Raw genomic sequence first — 18768 nt, 5'->3', positions numbered from 1 at the left:
TTTATCTTCACCTCTTGGTGTTACTTCCGTTACGGTTGGTGTGTACTTCGCTGTAGCTGGAGTACCGTTGGCATCTTTTGCTTGGACAGTGACACCTTCTGGAGTCCCAACAAAGTCTTTATTTGGCGTGAACGTAATTTCTCCTGTTTCTGGATTTAATTTGTACGTTCCCACTTGCTTACCATCTTTCATTGCTGGTAATTCTGTTTTGTCTGTTGGTTCTTTCGTTGTCGGGTCAATAAACTTCACTGGATTAGAATCACTGACCACCATCGGAACCTTTTGTTCAGCTCCATCTTGTTGTTTAAACGTAATCGTTTCAGATTGAACTTGACCTTGTTTTCCTGTTGTTGTCTTATCTTCAGCAATTGGTTGAACAGGTAATACCGTTGGAATGTACTTTACTCCAGCAAGGACTCTACCCGTATTCGCTTCAACTACTTGAACTACAATTGGTTCTGGTGTTCCTCTAAAATCTTTATTTGGAGTAAACTTCACTTTCCCAGTTGTAGGTTCAATTTCGTATTTCCCAACTACTTGTCCATCTTTCATTGCAGGAGCGCTATTTCCAATAGGGTTTCCTGTTTTTGGATCTACAATTTGCATAGGATTTTCACTAGAAGGAGTAACTGGACCAGCTGCATTCGTGAATTTCAATGTTTTATCATGTTCTAAGCCTTGTAACTCTTCTGAAGTGGCAGCATCTGAAAGTGCAATCACCTTAGGAATGTAGCGACCATCCATTGTATTCGCTTGGTCGCTAATCGTTGCAACGGAATTATCTTTCGTATTCCAGCCCGAATCGACTCCATTATTGTCATGACGACGAATCGTAATCCCTTTACCAACTCCAACAAATCCAGCTTCAGGCACAAATTCAACTACAACATCTTTCCCTGCACCTGTAACTTTATATTTACCTTCACCAGGAACTGCATAATAGCCTTCTGAATCAACGGTTACTTTATTTCCATTTTCATCTACGATATATGGAGCAACGGTTTCATCGATAACAGCATCTTCTGTTTTTGAATATCTTTGTTTTCCTTGAGCAGTGAATTCAACGGTTCCTTTTTGGGTAACTCCTTGAACTCCTTCTGTCTCTTTTTTACTTCCTTTTGGTGGGAAAATGACTTGTGTTTCAAAGTCTTCTACTTCTCCGGACATTGACATACCAGTTGGACTTTCAATATCTGGCGCATGAGTAGAGATACGAACACGTACTCCAAGTTTATGCAATTCTAAATCATTTAAAATCGGTCCGTTATTAAACGTTAAAACTGCATTTCCGTCTGAAGTAATCGTTGTTTTTTCAGAACGTTCATTTTCATCAAATTTACCATTGCGGTTGAAATCAATCCATCCGTAAAGATAAGCTTCTGGACTTCCACCCGTATGTGCTTGAACAGTTAACGTATAGTTTCCAGGACGAGTACGTTCAATCGAAATCATTTCATTCGTTTTGCCTTTTAATTCTGCTGGCAAGATTTGATTAATGCCTTCGTCTCCAGAACCGTCTTTATCGTCGCCTTTCCAATCAGAACGATCTAGATTTTCATCCATATCCGGACGAGTATCCCCTAAATATGGTTGATTTACTTTTGCTCCAGTAACTCCGTTCACTTGGTTAACAGCGTGTGTCGCAAGACCATATGATTCTGGAGCATCACTTTCATCAAAAGGTAAGAATCCAATCATCGCCGCTTGTTTCCCTGCAGCCATGACATAAATTCCAACTTCTGAAGCTCCTCGAGTCATTACAAGGGGTACTGAAAACGGACCTGCAGAATAGTTTGAACCAAACACTCCTGTTCCTAAACCACCGGTTTTCAAATCAGGACTTCCAAAGTACTTCCAGGCAACCGTTTTGCCTTTTGACCCTACGCCCTCAGCGTTTAAGATTTGATGTGCATTTTGACCAGGTAAATTTACCCCATCCACATTTACAGGCTTTCTGCCGCTATAATTTTTAGCTGGATCAAAAGTATCCTTTGTATTTTGTGGGACGTAAGTACGAGTATTTGGAACTCCTTTTTTAGTCCATTCACCAATATGTTGCCACCCTGTTCCGTTTGTAGTGAACGTTACTAATTCCCCAGGGTTTGCTGATTCTGCATCGGCCATTACAATAGATGGTTTTACTGGTTTACCGTTGTATGTCCCAGAAATCTCAAATTGAATACCGAAATTCCCACCATCAAATTCGGAAGTGATAACCGTTTTCTTGTTTCCAGTATCAATTCCTTCTTTACGAATCTCAGTCCACATATTTTGTGCTTCAGCAATAACTTTTGCTTCTTCACCTGCTTTATATGCTGCTCTTCCTTTCGGATTGGCAGTAGAACTGATGTATCCATTTTTGGCATTTGGGTCATAGGTAGCTTTTTCTTCAGCAGTAGCTCCTTGACTTTCCAAGCGTTTTCGATAGATTTCTGTTGCTTGGAAAGGTCTTAAAGATTTAATTGTTAATTTAACTTTATAACCTGGCATTACTTCTTTTGTATAGGTTGCTCCGACTTGAAGTGCTAATTTACCATCAGCTGTTCTAGTCGTTCCAGTCCAGTTTGCTGTATCCCCAAAATCCAACCACGAAACTTGTTTTAAAACTTGGTCCGCTAAGATTTGTGGAGTTAAACCTGGTTTTTCTACTTTTGGCTCAGACGTAGCATCGACAACGTCATCACCAATTTTATCGCTTGAAGTCGCTGGTGTTTCACGTTTTGAACGCGTACGAGGTTTATTTTCTGGTGCTACTGTTGTTTCTTCTTTTACTTCAGCAGCAGCCGTTGTTTCTTCAGCTTTGTCAGGTAATGCTGCTTCTTTTTCAGAAGTTTCTTTCGTTGTTTTCTCATTTTCCTCTTTTGGTTGAGAAGTTGTTGTTGTCGTCTCAGCAGTCGGTTCTACTTTTTGTGTAGCTTCTTTTACAGCCTTTTCTGCTTCAGTCGAGTCTTTTTTCGGACTTTCTTTAGCAGCTTCTTGTGTTGCAACCGCTGTACTTTCGACAGTATCAGCATATACTGTTGTTTGACCTTGTACGAACATAAATCCTAAGGCAACAGCAACAGAAGCTGTCCCTACGGATAATTTTTTAATTGCGTATCGAGTTACTTTTGAACGTTTCTTACGCTCATTCATTTGAACATTCTTTGAACTAAACATATCCTTCCTCTTTCTTTTCTCTATCGTTTTTATATTGTGAAATTTATTGATAACATCCCTTTTTTCACCACTACCTAACCACAGATTTTATCATACAATACATCATTTTCCAACTATGAAAACTCATAATTTGTTTGTGAATTATAATCTTTTCTCAATCATTTTTCCTATCTAAAAATTTATGATTGAAAATATGAATAAAATAAAACAGCATTATTTATTTTCTGAAAATAAACAATGCTGTTCTATGCTTGATTTTATTTGATTTTTCTATCTACGACAATCTCTTTTGGAACTTCTTTTCAAAAATTTTCTAAGGACGTAAAACACAAGTACAATCCCAAAAAAGAACACCCAAAACAGAAGTGGAAGTTTCTTAATAAAGTGCACAGTCTTATTCCAAATAATTTTAGGGATCCATTGACTTGCTTCGGTTGTTGTTTCTTCATAAGTAGATTCAACAGCTTCATCTGGCTCTTTTTCAATCGAATAAGTTAATTCCTGTTCATAGATTGTTCCTTGAGGTGTCGCAACTTTTAACTGATTCCCTTCAATTTGATAGGTTGCTGTCTTTCCTTTTTCAGTAAAAACCTTCACTGCATGATCTAATTTCACTTTTTGGCCTTGAATGGTTTGAATCCCAGGATTGAATAAAGTTTGTGCCTCATATTGCTTTAAGACATAACTCAACAAAGCATTTCCGATTTTATGACGATTATACTCTCCAGCGGCACTAGTCCACTCACTTACCCCTAAAACGATATCTAATAGTTCCACTCCGTCTTTTTGATAAATCCCTATATAGTTAAATCCATCTCTCTCACTGGTTCCAGTTTTCAAACCAATGATACCAGGATACGCTAATAAATCCCCTTGAACTGAGTGATTGGTGTTTTTAATCGTTTGTGCATACGGTGTTCCATTCATAACCGTAAGTGTGCTATTTCTCGTATACTGAGTCAGTTCAGGATGTGCTTTATATAAAGCAATCACCATTTTTGCTAAATCTCTAGCGGTCGTTTGGTTGGGTTGATTCATTGAATGTCTTTTAACCGTATAATGACCTTGGAAATCTTCCGCCACCGCTCCAGTAGCACCTTCGAATTTAGTATTTGTCATTCCTAATTCTTTGGCCTTTTGATTCATTAAGTCTACAAATTCATCCGAATTATCATTCACCAGATGTGACAAAAGAATCGTAGCCGCGTTAGAAGAAGGAAGGAGTGCCATTTTTACAAGTTCCTCCACTGGATACTCGACTCCAGCAGTTAGCGGAACATTACTTAAGGCTGTAATTTTAGAAATAGCTTCATCTGTTGCGGTTGGGACTACTTTATCACTTAAGCTTATTTTCCCTTCTTTAATCGCATCATAAACGATAAAAATCGTCATTAATTTACTTAAGCTAGCAGGATCTACCGCCCTATCAGGATTTTCCTGCCATAGTATTTCACCATTCGCTATACTCACAACTAGTGAAGCTTTCGGTGTATCTGAAGAGCTAATCTCATACCCTTCATCTTTAACTACTTTTAAAATAGATTCTTGTGCGTTCACTGTGAATTTTGTACCGATAACTCCCATCATCAATAAAAACAAGACGCAAACTAATTTGATTATTTTTTTCATTATTTTTCCCCTTAAAACATCTCCTCTCATTTTATTGAATTCTCCCTCTTTTTGCAATAAAACTTAATACAAATCTAAATCATTTTTCTAAACTTAAGAACTCCTCTTAAAATGATACAGTTATTCTTATAATTATTAAGTGTAGCCGAAAGCTCAATATGTTTTAAAAACTCTATAAGAAGCAGATAATTTATCCCTGCACTTCTCCATTTACAAGAGTGTTGAAGTTTGGATATGAATACACCAATAAACTTATTTCACAAAACTGATTCCTAAATTACCATATTTGGTAATCAAAAATACGAAGTGATTTCGGAGTCTATAGTGGTAACAATAGCGACCACAACTGATGTGAATTAGGGAATCTTCGAAATTTATTTCGTAGAGTCCCTTTGAAGCTCAACCCCTGACTCAATCGGTGAGGAGCACATACTCTGTCCAAGCTCCGGTTCATTTGCGAGGCCGATGAAAACATGGATGTGTCCGTCAAATGGGCCTATTTTCAATAAACATGTTCCTAATGCACCCAACTTTTTACTGTAAATCACAAAGAGCCTCGGATACCAATAATCATAAGAATAACGGTAGTAACCAATGTGAATTACACTCTCTTGAAAATTTATTTTCTAGAGAGTGTTTGAAGCTTGGTAGCCTCAAGACCTTGGCTTGAGGCGATACAGTTATTCTTATAATTATTAAGTGTAGCCGAAGGTTCTAAGTGTTTTACCTTTGCACAAACAAAAAACAGGCTCCTTTTCAGGAACCTGTTTGGGTAGAAATTACATCCATTTTGAATAGTCTTCATCATCCATCGCTTCAACACTACCGAGTAAGTACCCATTCCCAACTTGCGAGAAGAAGTCATGGTTACTTGTACCTGTTGAAATCCCGTTCATCACAATCGGATCCACATCTTCAGCAGTATCCGGGAACAAAGGATCGAACCCTAAGTTTTGAAGTGCTTTATTCGCGTTATAACGAATAAACACTTTAACCTTTTCAGTCCAACCAACTTGGTCATAGATTGATTGTGTATACTTCACTTCGTTTTGGTAAAGTTCCAAGCATAAGTTGTATACCCACATCTTCATTTCTTCTTGTTCTTGTTCTGACAATTCGTTGTAGCCTTGTTGGAACTTGTAACCAGTGTAAGTTCCGTGAACCGACTCGTCACGAATGATTAACTTGATGATTTCAGCCACGTTAGCAAGTTTGTTGTTTCCTAAGTAGTAAAGTGGTGTAAAGAATCCACTGTAGAATAGGAATGTTTCAAGCATTGTAGAAGCCACTTTCATCTTCAAAGCATCTTTACTTTGGTAGATTTCGTTAATCTTTTTCGCTTTGAATTGTAAGTATTCATTATTATTTGTCCATTCGAAAATATCTTCGATTTCTGCTTTTGTATGCAAAGTACTGAAGATAGTTGAGTAACTTTTCGCGTGAACAGATTCCATAAATTGAATGTTATTCCATACGGCTTCTTCGTGTTGCGTGCGCACGTAATCTTTCATTAAGCTTGCACCTTCTTCTGATTGAAGCGTATCTAATAATGTTAATCCACCGAACACTTTACCCACAACATCTTTTTCTGCAGGTGATAAAGTTCTCCAGTCGTCTAAGTCGTTTGATACTGGAATACGTGTATCTAACCAGAATTGCTCTGTTAGTTTTTCCCAAGTTAATTTATCGATCATGTCTTCCACTTGGTTCCAGTCAATCGCTTTATAGTACTCTACTGGTTGTGTAGAATTTTGAGAAAGAATCTCATTAAAATATCGTTTTGTACTCATGAGCTTTTGTCCTTTCTTTCGTATTCCCATTAAATGCTACAGCTTTCGCAAGCATTACTTCCAATTTCGTCGTTGTTTTCTGTAAATGTACGTACATAGTAAATTGACTTGATGCCTTTATTCCACGCGTAGTTACGTAAAATGTTTAAGTCACGGGTTGTCATCTTGTTTGTACGTCCTTCTTTCCATTCATATAATCCTTCAGGAAGTTCTGAACGCATGAATAATGTCAAGCTCATCCCTTGGTCGATATGTTTTTGAGCTGCTGCGTATACGTCGATTACTTTACGCATATCGATATCATACGCTGATTTGTAGAATGGTAAAGTGTCGTTTGATAAGAATGGAGCTGGGTAATAAGTCTTACCAGTCTTCTTCTCTTGACGTTCTTCGATTAAACGAGTAATTGGGTGAAGTGACGCACTTGTTTCGTTTACGTAGCTGATTGAACCTGTTGGCGCAATTGCTAAACGGTTTTGGTGATATAATCCACCGTTCATTACGTCTTCTTTTAATTGTTTCCAATCTTCTGTAGTTGGAATAGGAAGTTTAGCAAAAATTTTCTTCACTTTATCAGATTGAATTTGCACCTCTTCAGCAATGTAGCTGTCGAAATATTCACCTGTTGCATATTTAGAACGTTCAAAACCAACGAATGATTTACCGCGTTCTTTGGCAATCTTGTTACTTGCTTTCAATGTGTAGAAGTTCAACATTCTGAAGTATAAATCAGTTGCTTCGATAGACTCAGGTGAGCCGTATTCCATTTGGTTTAATGCAAAGAAGGTGTGTAATCCCATCGCTCCAAGACCGATAGTATGTGCTTTGCTGTTTCCGTTTTTAACTGTTGGTACAGCATCAATACTTGAGTGATCTGTTACGAATGTTAACGCACGAACCGCTACATCTACAGAACGTTCGAAGTCAGGAGATTTCATTAAGTTCACGATGTTTGTTGAACCTAAGTTACAGCTGATATCTGTTCCTAAGTGTTCATACTCTTGAGCATTATTGATTACTGAAGGTTCTTGAACTTGTAGGATTTCAGAGCATAAATTACTCATGATAATCTTTCCATCGATTGGGTTTACACGATTTGCTGTATCGATGTTCACTACATATGGATATCCAGATTCTTGTTGTAATTTACTAATTTCGTTTTCTAAGTCACGCGCACGTAATTTAGATTTGCGGATTTCAGGGTTGTTCACCATGTTGTCATATTCTTTAGTGATGTCCACATATGAGAATGGTACACCGTAAATACGTTCCACATCGTATGGGCTGAATAAGTACATAATGTCGTCGTTTTTAATTAATTCGTAGAATTTATCTGGAACAACTAATCCAAGTGATAATGTCTTCACACGCACTTTTTCGTCCGCGTTTTCTTTTTTCGTAGATAGGAACGATACGATATCTGGGTGGAATACATTTAAGTAAACCGCACCGGCACCGTTACGTTGACCTAATTGGTTAGAGTAACTGAAACTATCTTCTAACAATTTCATAATTGGAACAACACCGCTTGATGCATTCTCAATTTTCTTGATTGGGTCACCTGCTGCACGAACGTTAGACAAGCTTACCCCTACTCCTCCCCCAATTCTTGATAATTGGAGAGCTGAGTTGATGGTACGACCGATACTGTTCATATCGTCTGTTGTTTGAATTAAGAAGCATGAAACGAGTTCTCCACGACGTTTTCTTCCGGCATTCAAGAATGTTGGTGTTGCTGGTTGGTAACGTTGTGTAATCATTTCTTCTGCTAAATCATGCGCTAATTGCTCATCGCCATCCGCTAAGAAAAGAGCGTTAAATACAATACGATCTTCAAAACGTTCTAAGTAACGTTGACCGTCATTTGTCTTCATTGCATATTGTTTGTAGAACTTAAATGCGGACATAAATGAACGGAAACGGAATTTTTTCTTGTACGTTTCTTTCATTAATTTCTTAACGAATTTACGGTTGTATTTTCCTAAAAATTCTGCTTCTAAATAATCGTGTTCGATTAAGTAATCTAGTTTTTCATCTAATGTATAGAAGAAAACTGTATTTGGGTTTACGTGTTCTAAGAAGAACGCACGAACCGCTTCACGATCTTTATGCAATGGAATTTTCCCATCAACTGGACGGTTTAACTCATTGTTTAATGCGAAGTATGTAACTTCTTGAGTCTTGTTCATTAATTTTGGACTATCCAATCTCTCTCACCTTTTCTATTAGTATTTGTACATCTTTATCTGTACCTTGGTTTTCAAAACAATGAAGTAAAGGAACATCATATCTTCTCGCTAACTCTTTAGAATTCGAACAAAAACTCGTGTTAAAATTGCGATTCCCTGAACCAGCAACTCCCATTAACAGCTCTCTGTTTTCTTCAAAATCAATAAATTCGTAAAAAAAATTCGCCACTTGCTCTCCATAAGTTGGTGTAATGACGATATAAGGCTCTTTCATTTGTACTGTAGGATTTTTCTTAGAAATTTCAACAAAATCCCAACCCAATTTTTTTACAAATTGTCTTGTTTTTCCAGTTAGTGATAAATAAACGACTTTCACAATATCTCCATTCCGAAATAGAAATACAACAAAATGCATTCCAATCTCACTTGAAACTCACGAAGTTAATTATATCTAGTCTAGTTCCTTTTTGCAATTTTTTTACAACATTTTGTATCATTCTTTGTAGACAACACAAAATATAGTTAGTGAAATCAGTGTTTTTCGATATTTAGTATTATTCTTATTCGAAATATTGACAGAATCAGTCGACGATTGTAGACTAAAAATGAAAGGAGTTCTACACTATGACTGAATTTCAACCAATGAGCCCTTCGGAACGCCAAGTCATGCGCGTATTATGGGCAAACCCAAGTAGTACAAGTGGATTTATCATCGAACAACTGCAGAAATCATTCCCTTGGAGTGAATCAACTGTAAAAACACTGATTATTCGCCTCACAAAGAAAGGCTATATTCAAATCGATAATCGAAAGAAACCCTTCCACTATTCTGCTACGATTTTGGAAAAAGAGCAACTCGACCAAGAGACGGATGCCCTTCTTGAACAAGTGTGCCACAAACAAAATGGGAATTTACTACACACTCTAATCAATAAAGCAACCTTAAGCCAAGAGGACATTAAAGTATTAGTGAATGCCTTAAAAGAAAAAGCGGCCACCGCCCCTACTTCTGTTTCGTGCAACTGCCTGCCTGGGCAATGTAATTGCCATCACCATCACTAACATAAAAACCTATTGCTTAAAGCCATAATGACTTTAAACAATAGGTTATTTTTATTTTCAATTTATTCCAATTTGCACTATTTAAAATTCTCGCTAAATGACTATGAATCTTACGGATTTAATAGTAACAGTAATGGGAAGGATATTAAAACGAATAAGAGGGAGTTAGGAATTTATTCCTTACTCCCTCTTTGAGGCTTTAAAGGTGCAAGACCAAGGCTTGCACCAGTATCCCATTACAGCTACTATTCCTATATCCGTCATAGATTCATAGTCATTGCCAACTACGATTTCAAATAGTCCTTCGCATCTTTAAAGAAGCTTGCAATAATCATAATGATAATAATCCCAATTGGGAAGGCTGCAATAATGGCTACCGACTGAAGATTATACATTGAATTTTCAGAGAAAATCAATGCGATTGGGAATAAAATCAGTACTAATGACCAAAACATACGAACACGCTTATCACTATCATGCGTATGCGTTAATTCTTTATAAGAATAAGCAGAAACTACGAGTGTTAATGCATCGAACGTCGTCGCGTAGAAAGCAATCATTGTAACAGCCAGAAGTAGCAATCCAATATTCGCTAATGGCATTGTCTCAAAAATTTTAAGAATTGCTGCAGCATAATCCGCATTTGTATTTAAAATTCCTGTAATATCTAAGCCATGCTTTAATTGTTGCGCAAGTCCGTAGTTCCCAAGAATAATAAATGCTGTAAATGTTCCTGCGATTCCCCATGCATATCCACCAAGAACCGTATTTTTAACAGTACGGCCTTTTGAAATACTACCGATAAAGAATGGCGTCGCTACACACCATACCATCCAATAAGACCAGTAGTAAATCGTCCATTTTTGAGGGAAACTTGTCTCGCGAAGTGGATCTAACCATGTGGACATTCCGATAAAGTTTTGAACAAGATTTCCAATTGCGCTAAATCCTGTTTCTAAAATATAAACGGTCTCTCCTCCTAGGAATAGGAAATAAGCGAGAAGTGCAAAGAATAAGTACGTACAAATGGCTGCTAATTTTGAGACAGCCTCCATTCCTAACATAACAGTGCTAGTATAAACTACTGCAATTAACAATAATACAACAATCGTAATTAGTTTCGAATTTTGAATTCCAAACACTTGGCTCATAGCCGCTGAAAGAAGTGGGGTCGCTAGTGAGAACGTTGTTGCTGTTCCTGCAATTAATGCAAAGATAGCGATTAAGTCAATGACTTTTCCCATCCATCCGTCTACTTTATCTCCCAAAAGAGGACGACAAGCTTCAGAGAATTTTTGTTTTTCTACTTTTCGATTATGTAACATAAATCCAAAAGCGACGGCTAACATAATGTAGAATCCCCAGGCAATAGGTCCCCAGTGGAATAATGGGAATGTCGAAGCCCATTTTTGAATGCTACCAAGCTCTCCAAGATAAGACTCTTGCGCATAGAGTGCCCATTCAATCATGGCATAGAACACAATATCTGCTGCCATCGTAGAAGTAAAAATCATCACTCCCCATTGGAAATTTGAATATTCTACTTTAGATTTATTCCCACCTAATACAATACGTCCATATTTAGAGAAAGCTACATACATACTACACAGGAATACACCAACTCCTAACATGGCATAATAAATACTGAATTGGTCTCCTAGAAAACCTCGAACTCCTTCAAGTACTGCAGAACTAGAATCCGGGAATATCAAAAATAATAGTCCTAGAAATAATACTCCAAATAATGGTACTAGTGTAGCAATCCAGTCAATTTCATCTCTTAACGATTTTTTCTCCAATTCATTATTCATAATGAGCCTCCTCTAATAAAGTTTGATACGATGCATCCATTGTTACCAATTCTTCCAAGCTATCGATTTCTACGATATCTCCCTGTTGCATTGGGTAGATGCCCATTTCATATTCTGTGGGGTAACAAAACATCGCTACATCATCCCAATAAATGTCATGATGTTTCTTTTCTTCAAACTCGATTTCCAAATGATGTTTTAACTTTTGTCCGTCTTCTTTCGTCCAACGAGAAATGCTATATAATTGCCATCCCTTTTCTCCACCAGTACGACTACAGCTGGTAACTACTCCATCTGTATTCACTTGCATGAGCCATTCATCCGTTCCATTTTCTACAGGAATACATGCGTAACCTGAGCGAGTGAACTCTGGATGTAAAATCTCACTGTTAAAAATTAACTGATCTCCATCTAAAATAATGGCTTCTTCTAAATGACCTCTGACAACATAAAGAGAAGAAATATTGTTAGCAATATCAAAATAAGGATTTTCTACAATGGTAATATTTGGATAATCTGCTTTTAACTCAGAAAATTTTTCCTTTAAATAACCGACAACCACGTAAATCTCTTGAATTCCTTGTTCATATAAGGCATCGATTACCGTATCAATCATTCTTTTCCCATTTACTTTTACTAATGGTTTTGGGATTTCATTAGTTATTGGACGCATTCGTGTCCCTTTTCCCGCAGCCATTATAATTGCTCGTTTAATCGTATGTGTCATTATTTTTCCTCTTTTGCTAATTCTTCTTGCACAATGCGATAGAAGTCTTTGGCATAACGATATTGCATGAGTGAATATTCACCAAAATCAACACCTAGTGTGCGTTTATATTCACACCAGTTGCTCCAAAGCATTCCGCTAACGGCCATATACGCATAAATTTTAATACGCGTCATCTTTTCGCATTTTCCTTCAAAATAAAGGTCCATTAATTCGTCTGCTTGTTTACGGTCATATCCAGCGTAAATACAAAACATTGCAATATCGATATGTGGATCTTGCATACCTGCATATTCCCAGTCAATCAGTCGAATATCTCCTTCTTTCGTGAAAAGAAAATTATCGTAGACAGAATCTATATGGCTTAGAACTGGCTCCTTTTTATATTTTTCTACAAAAGTCTTTAAGCTTAATATTTCATTTTGTGTTTTTTCATGATCTTTATAGTAAGATGTTTGACCATTCCATAAACTTTGATAAAACACGATTTGTTTAAATGGATCAAATGTATGAGCGACTTTCAGTTTAGACGCATGGAACTCACGAAGTTTTGCCATACAACGTTTCAAATCTTCTTTATTTTCACTATCACAAGAGCGTGCTCCATCTAGATAGGCTGTAATCTTATATCCATTCTCAGGATTCATATATACAACATCGTCACAGATTTTTTTGCCTTCTAACACGCGGTATACATCAGCTTCTTCCTTACGATTGATGAGATGATCCGTTCCTTCTCCTGGAATACGCATAATGTATTTTTGTTCTTTACAAGTAAATAAGAAGCTTCGATTCGTCATTCCTTTTTTTAATACTTCAATATTTACAATTTCCTCTAATGGTACTCCTAATGCTTTTGAAATGTTGATTAAAGCATCTGTTTCTAAATGACTGGAGGAATGGTCGATTTCACGTAACTGCTCGTAAGTATTAATTTCAGCAATCTTTTTATCATCAATCATTTTTGGATATACAATGTACTTTTTATCTTTATCCTCTAAAGTAACTTCCCAGAAAGATTTTTCATGCCTTTTTTCTTCAGCAGCTATATTTAATTGTTTGGTCACCACTTTAGCTTCTTTTTCAGCAAGATAGCAAATTCCGTAAGGACGATTTCCTTTTCTTCTTTTCTCGCTCGTGATAATTTCTTGCTTTTTATTCACTCTAAAATAGCTTTGTTCCACTTCCTCATGTCCCATTAAATACCAAGAGTATAATTCATCCTCTTCAAAGGGATTCTCCTCAGACCACAAGTCACAAGGGACAATATACGTGTTTCCTAAAATTCCAGCAACTCGTTGTAATGAATAAAAATTATTTTTCGTAGCATAATCTGGATTCACTGCTAATTTTACTTGAAAATCATCGATTAAATACTCGTACTGTTCTTTCATAAAGCCTACGACCACATTGATATCTGATACTCCCACTTCTTGTAATTGTTTAATCAATCGCTCAATAAGTGGTTCATTTTTGACTTCTAGAAGTCCTTTTGGCGTTTCTGTATTGATGGGAACCATTCGCATCCCAAAGCCAGCTGCCAAGATTACTGCATTTTTAGGTTTATTTTTTTTGAATAACGTTTTTGCCTTACTAGTCATTCGAAATTCTTCATCGACTAGCTTTAATTCTCTTAATTTTTTAATTTCACGATTCACCAGTCCCAGAGAATAACCTGATAAATCTGCCAATTCTCGTTGATTATGAATAGCGTTCTTTTTGATTAATTTCAACAAATCTAAATTAACTTTGTTCATAAAATTCACCTCTTTTGTTTTCGTGAACAAAAATAGTATACTATGTATTCAATAAAGGTACAAGCTTTTTAAAGTAAAGAAATCCTTAAATACAAAAAAAGATGAGCACATGCTCATCTTTTTACGCTATAAAATCAATATTGAGTCTCATGGATAAGATTCCTGCCTCACTCTTTAAGTAAAACCCATATTTATCCACACTATAATCGACTACATTTTTCTGGTCAAACATCATTTCATAGCGACTAGAGACATAAACTTTTCCCAAATTAGTCTCTAATAACTTGTCGAACTTTCGATGTAAAGTAGACTCCTCTTCTTTCTTTAAAATGACTAAATGATACTTCTCATTAACTTGGCAATGACATCCTCCGCCTTCGTCGTAGAAAGGACTATCTCCATCAGCATAATCCATAACGAAAAAAACATCTGTTAATCCTTTTTCATTCATTAATTTTAATAGTTTATCTTTAGCTGTTTCACTAAACCAAATTTCCATCGTTTTCTCTCTTTCTATCGAAAAAGGAGACCTCCTTTTGGTCCCCTTCTAAATTGATTATTGTTGTTCTTCTTCAGTAAGGTGCTCAGTTCTTTTAGCACGTTTTTCGATAATTGAATCAATTGTCGGTGGTGTCACTTCAATTTGTGAAGGTGTATTTAACACCATATCCCACTCTTCATTTTTAATCATTTCTAATTGTGTTTGACTTAAGATTTGAAGACGTTGACGGAAAATACGCGTTTCCTTCTTAATTGCGTCTGTTTCACGATTAATTTGAGTCGCTTTTTCAGCTGCCTCTTTTAATAATTCCTCAGCTGTTTTTTCTGCTTCAAAAATAATGATTTCTGCATCTTTACGCGCATTTTCACGTAATCTGTCTGCTGCTTCTTGAGCTACAATAATAGATTTATTCAAAGTTTCTTGAATAGAAGTAAAGTATTCTACTTTTTCTTCATTAAATTTCACGCGTTTTTCTAAATCTTTATTTTCACGAATTAAATGTTCTAATTCTTTTTTTACTTCATCCAAAAACTCATTAACTTCTTCTGGATCGAAGCCTTTGAATTTTGTTGAAAAATCTTTATTATGAATATCGTTTGGTGTAATTGACATAAATAACTCCCCTTTATTTTTTATTTTTTTCTAAAAGACCAAGTTCGATTTTAATTTTATCTTTTTTGGTTCGCCCTTCGATTTTTTGAATTTGAAGGCGTCCATATCCGCGAATGGATACAATATCTAAAATTTCCAGCATAAAGTCCGGGCGATTCTCTTCGGTCCAATTCACCTTTACTTTACCACTTTCTATCATTTCTTTTGAACGCTGTCTTGACACATTAAATACGGAAGCAATCACTGTATCTAAACGAAGAGAACTTACAACTGTTTGAATATTTGTCCAATGATCCACTGGTACAATTAATTTCGTATAGTCGACTTCTTCAAGCCTTACAGCAACTTTCCCAATTTTTTCTAGCTGTTGTTTGATATATTCTTTCATATTTTGAGCACAGAATAATTGCCAGTCTTCTCCGTTAGAAATAATATCGCCAATCAGACTACGGTCAAACCCAAGGCTCATCAGTGACCCAAGAATCTTACCATGCCCCAGTGTTGCGAATTTCTTCGGATATTGAATATGAAAAAGAGCATTTTCGAAATCCTCTAAAGTTGGCTCATAATAATCCGGGCTAATCATACAACGTTTTCGTTCAGCATCAATATACCCGCCATCAAAGTAGTAACGAACATCATCATACTGACCCACGATTGCCTCCACAATAAACTGTTGGCGTGGATCAAGATAATTTGTCAATACGGGCGCATACTGTAAACGTACTTCTTCTACCCATTCTTCAACTTGCTTTAGAAAAGGGATTTCCTCTTTTCTAAAATGTTGTTCAATTCCAGTCTCCATAGTCCTTCACCTTGTTAAAAAATCAAACGTATTAAACTAACAATTAATAAATTACCGAAAAATACAACAACGATTGAAGTCAATAATGCTAAACTATAATTTCCAATTCTTACATTCTTAAATAGACTTACAAAAGGTCTACACACTTTATCAAGAAAATCCTCAACAAACGTTGGAAGATAGAGATTCCAATAAATATTCAATCCATATAATATTAAAAATAATGTATAATAAGTTGCTATAAGTGTAATCCCTGAAATAAATTCATTTGCCATAATATTCCTCCTTTAAAACTCAGGACGTCGAAAAACATCTCCTGCTTCCTCGTCAAAGTTTCCTTGTACTTGAAAATTCGCTGGTGAGCAGATAAAAATTTCATCTCTTACCTTTTGAACATCGCCGTTAATAGCATACGCCACTCCAACTACAAAATCAATGACACGTTTTGCATCTTTTGGCTCCATCCGTTTAAAGTTGATTAGTACTGCTTCCCCTTTTAAGAGAGCATCTGCTATACGTTCCGCTTCAGAATAAACGCTAGGTTCCACCACATAAATTTTAGATGTTTTCTTTACTCCTGGGCTTTGGAAAGGAACGACATTCGAAGGATTCGATCTAGAACGAAGTGGAGTCTGAGTATTATCCTCAGTCTCTTCAACATATTCAAACTGATCATCCTCTTCATAATAATCATCTTCAGGACTTAAAAAGTTTTTGACACGATTCATGAATCCCATTATTCTTCCTCCGTTTCAAACCAGCTTGTGCCAATTCGAATATATGTTGCGCCACACTGGATAGCGATTGGAAAATCACTACTCATTCCCATACTTAACAGGAGTGGTTGTGATAGGTTTTCCTTTTCTTCAATCTTTTTAGCTAATTGTGCTAAACGCGAAAAAAAGAAGCGAATTTCTTCATCGCTTGCTTTATAAGGCGCCATCGTCATTAGCCCAACAATATGAATTTTTTCATACTGCTTACTCTCCTTATAAGCGCCAAAAGCCTCTTCAGGTGAAAAACCATGTTTCGTTTCCTCACCAGAGACATTTATTTCTAACAGACAGTCCAAAGGTTGCTCGAGTCGTTTATCAATCTCACTCATAATGGAGAGTCTATCAAGAGCATGAAATAAATCAATTCGATTAATAACTTGTTTTACTTTACGCTTTTGCAAAGGACCGATTAAATGCCAGAAAATATCCTCTTCGGGAAATTGTTCCTGCCGTTCAAGTAGTTTTTCAACACGATTCTCCGCAAAATGTCGAAAACCCAAGTCATACATCTCTTGAACTTCTTCCTGAGAGCGATTTTTCGTCACAACAATAGGACAAACTTCCTCAGATAGTCTATGAACTTGGTTACAAGAAGATGCAACCAAGTTCATAATACGACTTACATTCTGTTTAATGATACTCATTAATTTCTGTTTCTTTTTCTGAAGAACGGCGGAGTATCTAATCCATCATTTTCAGCTTGTTTTGGCTCAGAAGGAGCTTCTACAAAATTGCTTTGCGCAAATGGTGAATCTGCATCAGTTGATGAAGAAGTATCACGCACTGTAGTTTCACGACGAATATCCCAGTCACCAAACAAGTCTTTTTCTGCTTTCTTTTCTTCAACAACTTGTGGTTTTGAAGGTACTTGTTTCTCTTGGAAAGTTTGAGGGTTATTCCCTAAATCTTTACGAGTTGAAGTACTGCTTGTAAATGGAGAACGGTTAGCGCGAGTTACTGACTTTTTTTCGTGTTTACGCTCCTCGTCAATTCCTGTTGCGATAACAGTAACAATGACTTCATCTCCTAAGTTTTCATTGATTGAAGTACCGAAGATAATGTTTACTTCACTTGTTGAAGCTGCTGCAACGATATCAGAAGCGTCTTGTGCTTCAAATAATGTTAAGTCTGCACCACCAGTGATGTTTAATAGGATTTGTTCTGCTCCATCGATAGATACTTCTAATAATGGTGAAGAAATAGCTTTCTTCGTAGCTTCTGCTGTACGGTTTTCACCACTAGCAACACCAATCCCCATTAATGCTGAACCTTGATCTTTCATCACTGTCTTCACATCAGCGAAGTCCAAGTTAACGTAACCAGGTGCAGTAATTAAATCAGAGATCCCTTGCACCCCTTGACGTAATACATTATCAGCTTCACGGAAAGCTTCTAACATAGGAGTCTTTTTATCAACGATTTCTAATAAGCGGTTATTTGAAATCGTTACTAATGTATCTACGTTTGCTTTTAATTGTGCAACACCTTCTGCAGCGAAACGACCACGTTTTGGTCCTTCGAAGCTAAATGGACGTGTAACAACCCCCACTGTTAATGCGCCTAACTCTTTTGCAATACGAGCAACAACTGGTGCAGCACCTGTACCAGTACCTCCACCCATACCAGCAGTAACGAAGATTAAGTCCGCGCCAACTAAAGCTTCGCGAATTTGTTCTTCACTTTCTTCTGCAGCTTTTAGACCAATATCAGGTAATGATCCAGCCCCTAAACCTTTTGTTAATTTTGGTCCTAATTGAATTTTAGTTTCAGCTTCTGAGTTTCTTAAAGCTTGAGTATCAGTGTTTGCTACGATGAACTCTACACCTTGTACTCCTTCTGCAATCATACGGTTAACAGCGTTGTTACCAGCACCACCAACACCAATGACTTTAATAACTGCGCCATCTAAATTTGTATCGAATTCGAAATCCATTATATTTCCTCCTTGG

16 protein-coding genes are annotated in these 18768 nt (G+C 36.6%); 1 reads left to right on the top strand and 15 read right to left on the bottom strand.

Annotated features, from left to right (window positions below; all coding sequences use genetic code 11):
• From ADH99_RS06690 to nrdI, 5 genes are all read right to left on the bottom strand, one after another.
• Nucleotides 1-3159: CshA/CshB family fibrillar adhesin-related protein (locus ADH99_RS06690; RefSeq protein ID WP_152904694.1), on the bottom strand; the 3159-nt coding region annotated here is incomplete at its 3' end.
• A gap of 270 nt (nt 3160-3429) precedes the next feature.
• A complete protein-coding gene (locus ADH99_RS06685; protein ID WP_049555028.1) occupies nt 3430-4788 on the bottom strand; it encodes a serine hydrolase in 1359 nt (452 codons plus the stop codon).
• Nucleotides 4789-5567: 779 nt separating this feature from the next.
• The gene (nrdF, locus tag ADH99_RS06680) at nt 5568-6578 is read right to left on the bottom strand and encodes a class 1b ribonucleoside-diphosphate reductase subunit beta (RefSeq protein WP_049555052.1); all 1011 of its coding nucleotides are present in this window, start codon (nt 6576-6578) and stop codon (nt 5568-5570) included.
• A gap of 29 nt (nt 6579-6607) precedes the next feature.
• The gene (nrdE, locus tag ADH99_RS06675) at nt 6608-8767 is read right to left on the bottom strand and encodes a class 1b ribonucleoside-diphosphate reductase subunit alpha (RefSeq protein WP_049555053.1); all 2160 of its coding nucleotides are present in this window, start codon (nt 8765-8767) and stop codon (nt 6608-6610) included.
• Between the two features lie 10 nt (nt 8768-8777).
• Complete coding sequence (gene nrdI, locus ADH99_RS06670; RefSeq protein WP_049555054.1) at nt 8778-9143, bottom strand: class Ib ribonucleoside-diphosphate reductase assembly flavoprotein NrdI; 366 nt, start codon at nt 9141-9143, stop codon at nt 8778-8780.
• A gap of 248 nt (nt 9144-9391) precedes the next feature.
• Between nrdI and ADH99_RS06665 the strand changes: the two genes are divergently transcribed.
• Nucleotides 9392-9829, top strand: coding sequence for a CopY/TcrY family copper transport repressor (locus tag ADH99_RS06665; RefSeq protein ID WP_049555029.1), 438 nt, complete (start codon nt 9392-9394; stop codon nt 9827-9829).
• A 284-nt stretch (nt 9830-10113) separates the two neighbouring features.
• On the opposite strand, the gene ADH99_RS06660 is transcribed toward ADH99_RS06665, so the two are convergent.
• From ADH99_RS06660 to ftsZ, 10 genes are all read right to left on the bottom strand, one after another.
• On the bottom strand, nt 10114-11640 hold the full coding sequence (locus ADH99_RS06660; RefSeq protein WP_049555030.1) for a BCCT family transporter: 1527 nt from the start codon (nt 11638-11640) through the stop codon (nt 10114-10116).
• A complete protein-coding gene (locus ADH99_RS06655) occupies nt 11633-12367 on the bottom strand; it encodes a sugar phosphate nucleotidyltransferase (protein ID WP_049555031.1) in 735 nt (244 codons plus the stop codon). The genes ADH99_RS06660 and ADH99_RS06655 overlap by 8 nt, the downstream gene beginning before the upstream one ends.
• Nucleotides 12367-14124: a phosphotransferase gene (locus tag ADH99_RS06650; protein WP_049555032.1), complete on the bottom strand. Its 1758-nt coding sequence runs from the start codon at nt 14122-14124 to the stop codon at nt 12367-12369. The genes ADH99_RS06655 and ADH99_RS06650 overlap by 1 nt, the downstream gene beginning before the upstream one ends.
• A 121-nt stretch (nt 14125-14245) precedes the next feature.
• Nucleotides 14246-14623 carry an iron-sulfur cluster biosynthesis family protein gene (locus tag ADH99_RS06645; protein ID WP_005605961.1) on the bottom strand — a complete coding sequence of 126 codons (378 nt, stop codon included), beginning with the start codon at nt 14621-14623 and terminating at the stop codon, nt 14246-14248.
• A gap of 57 nt (nt 14624-14680) precedes the next feature.
• Nucleotides 14681-15238, bottom strand: a complete 558-nt coding sequence (locus ADH99_RS06640) for a DivIVA domain-containing protein (protein ID WP_005605962.1) — start codon at nt 15236-15238, stop codon at nt 14681-14683.
• A gap of 13 nt (nt 15239-15251) precedes the next feature.
• Entirely contained in the window at nt 15252-16043 is a 792-nt protein-coding gene (locus ADH99_RS06635; RefSeq protein WP_049555033.1) for an RNA-binding protein, read from the bottom strand.
• A 14-nt stretch (nt 16044-16057) separates the two neighbouring features.
• Nucleotides 16058-16318, bottom strand: a complete 261-nt coding sequence (locus ADH99_RS06630) for a hypothetical protein (RefSeq protein ID WP_049555034.1) — start codon at nt 16316-16318, stop codon at nt 16058-16060.
• Nucleotides 16319-16330: 12 nt separating this feature from the next.
• On the bottom strand, nt 16331-16780 hold the full coding sequence (locus ADH99_RS06625) for a cell division protein SepF (protein WP_049555035.1): 450 nt from the start codon (nt 16778-16780) through the stop codon (nt 16331-16333).
• A complete protein-coding gene (locus tag ADH99_RS06620) occupies nt 16780-17463 on the bottom strand; it encodes a YggS family pyridoxal phosphate-dependent enzyme (protein WP_053091350.1) in 684 nt (227 codons plus the stop codon). Before ADH99_RS06620 ends, ADH99_RS06625 begins: the two co-directional genes overlap by 1 nt.
• Nucleotides 17463-18752, bottom strand: a complete 1290-nt coding sequence (gene ftsZ, locus ADH99_RS06615; protein ID WP_005605971.1) for a cell division protein FtsZ — start codon at nt 18750-18752, stop codon at nt 17463-17465. Before ftsZ ends, ADH99_RS06620 begins: the two co-directional genes overlap by 1 nt.
• Nucleotides 18753-18768 lie beyond the last annotated feature (16 nt).

Origin of the sequence: Granulicatella sp. 572.rep1_STHE, assembly GCF_001073445.1 — a bacterium.
Classification (GTDB): domain Bacteria; phylum Bacillota; class Bacilli; order Lactobacillales; family Aerococcaceae; genus Granulicatella; species Granulicatella adiacens.
Note: the sequence above shows the minus strand (reverse complement) of the source record. Positions and strands in the feature narration are given on the sequence as shown.

Excerpts from the sequence above, each read along its gene's own strand:
- ADH99_RS06685 (WP_049555028.1), bottom strand. The coding sequence starts at position 4,788 with ATGAAAAAAATAATCAAATTAGTTTGCGTCTTGTTTTTATTGATGATG.
- nrdF (WP_049555052.1), bottom strand. The coding sequence starts at position 6,578 with ATGAGTACAAAACGATATTTTAATGAGATTCTTTCTCAAAATTCTACA.
- nrdE (WP_049555053.1), bottom strand. The coding sequence starts at position 8,767 with ATGAACAAGACTCAAGAAGTTACATACTTCGCATTAAACAATGAGTTA.
- ADH99_RS06665 (WP_049555029.1), top strand. The coding sequence starts at position 9,392 with ATGACTGAATTTCAACCAATGAGCCCTTCGGAACGCCAAGTCATGCGC.
- ADH99_RS06660 (WP_049555030.1), bottom strand. The coding sequence starts at position 11,640 with ATGAATAATGAATTGGAGAAAAAATCGTTAAGAGATGAAATTGACTGG.
- ADH99_RS06655 (WP_049555031.1), bottom strand. The coding sequence starts at position 12,367 with ATGACACATACGATTAAACGAGCAATTATAATGGCTGCGGGAAAAGGG.
- ADH99_RS06650 (WP_049555032.1), bottom strand. The coding sequence starts at position 14,124 with ATGAACAAAGTTAATTTAGATTTGTTGAAATTAATCAAAAAGAACGCT.
- ADH99_RS06645 (WP_005605961.1), bottom strand. The coding sequence starts at position 14,623 with ATGGAAATTTGGTTTAGTGAAACAGCTAAAGATAAACTATTAAAATTA.
- ADH99_RS06640 (WP_005605962.1), bottom strand. The coding sequence starts at position 15,238 with ATGTCAATTACACCAAACGATATTCATAATAAAGATTTTTCAACAAAA.
- ADH99_RS06635 (WP_049555033.1), bottom strand. The coding sequence starts at position 16,043 with ATGGAGACTGGAATTGAACAACATTTTAGAAAAGAGGAAATCCCTTTT.
- ADH99_RS06630 (WP_049555034.1), bottom strand. The coding sequence starts at position 16,318 with ATGGCAAATGAATTTATTTCAGGGATTACACTTATAGCAACTTATTAT.
- ADH99_RS06625 (WP_049555035.1), bottom strand. The coding sequence starts at position 16,780 with ATGGGATTCATGAATCGTGTCAAAAACTTTTTAAGTCCTGAAGATGAT.
- ADH99_RS06620 (WP_053091350.1), bottom strand. The coding sequence starts at position 17,463 with ATGAGTATCATTAAACAGAATGTAAGTCGTATTATGAACTTGGTTGCA.
- ftsZ (WP_005605971.1), bottom strand. The coding sequence starts at position 18,752 with ATGGATTTCGAATTCGATACAAATTTAGATGGCGCAGTTATTAAAGTC.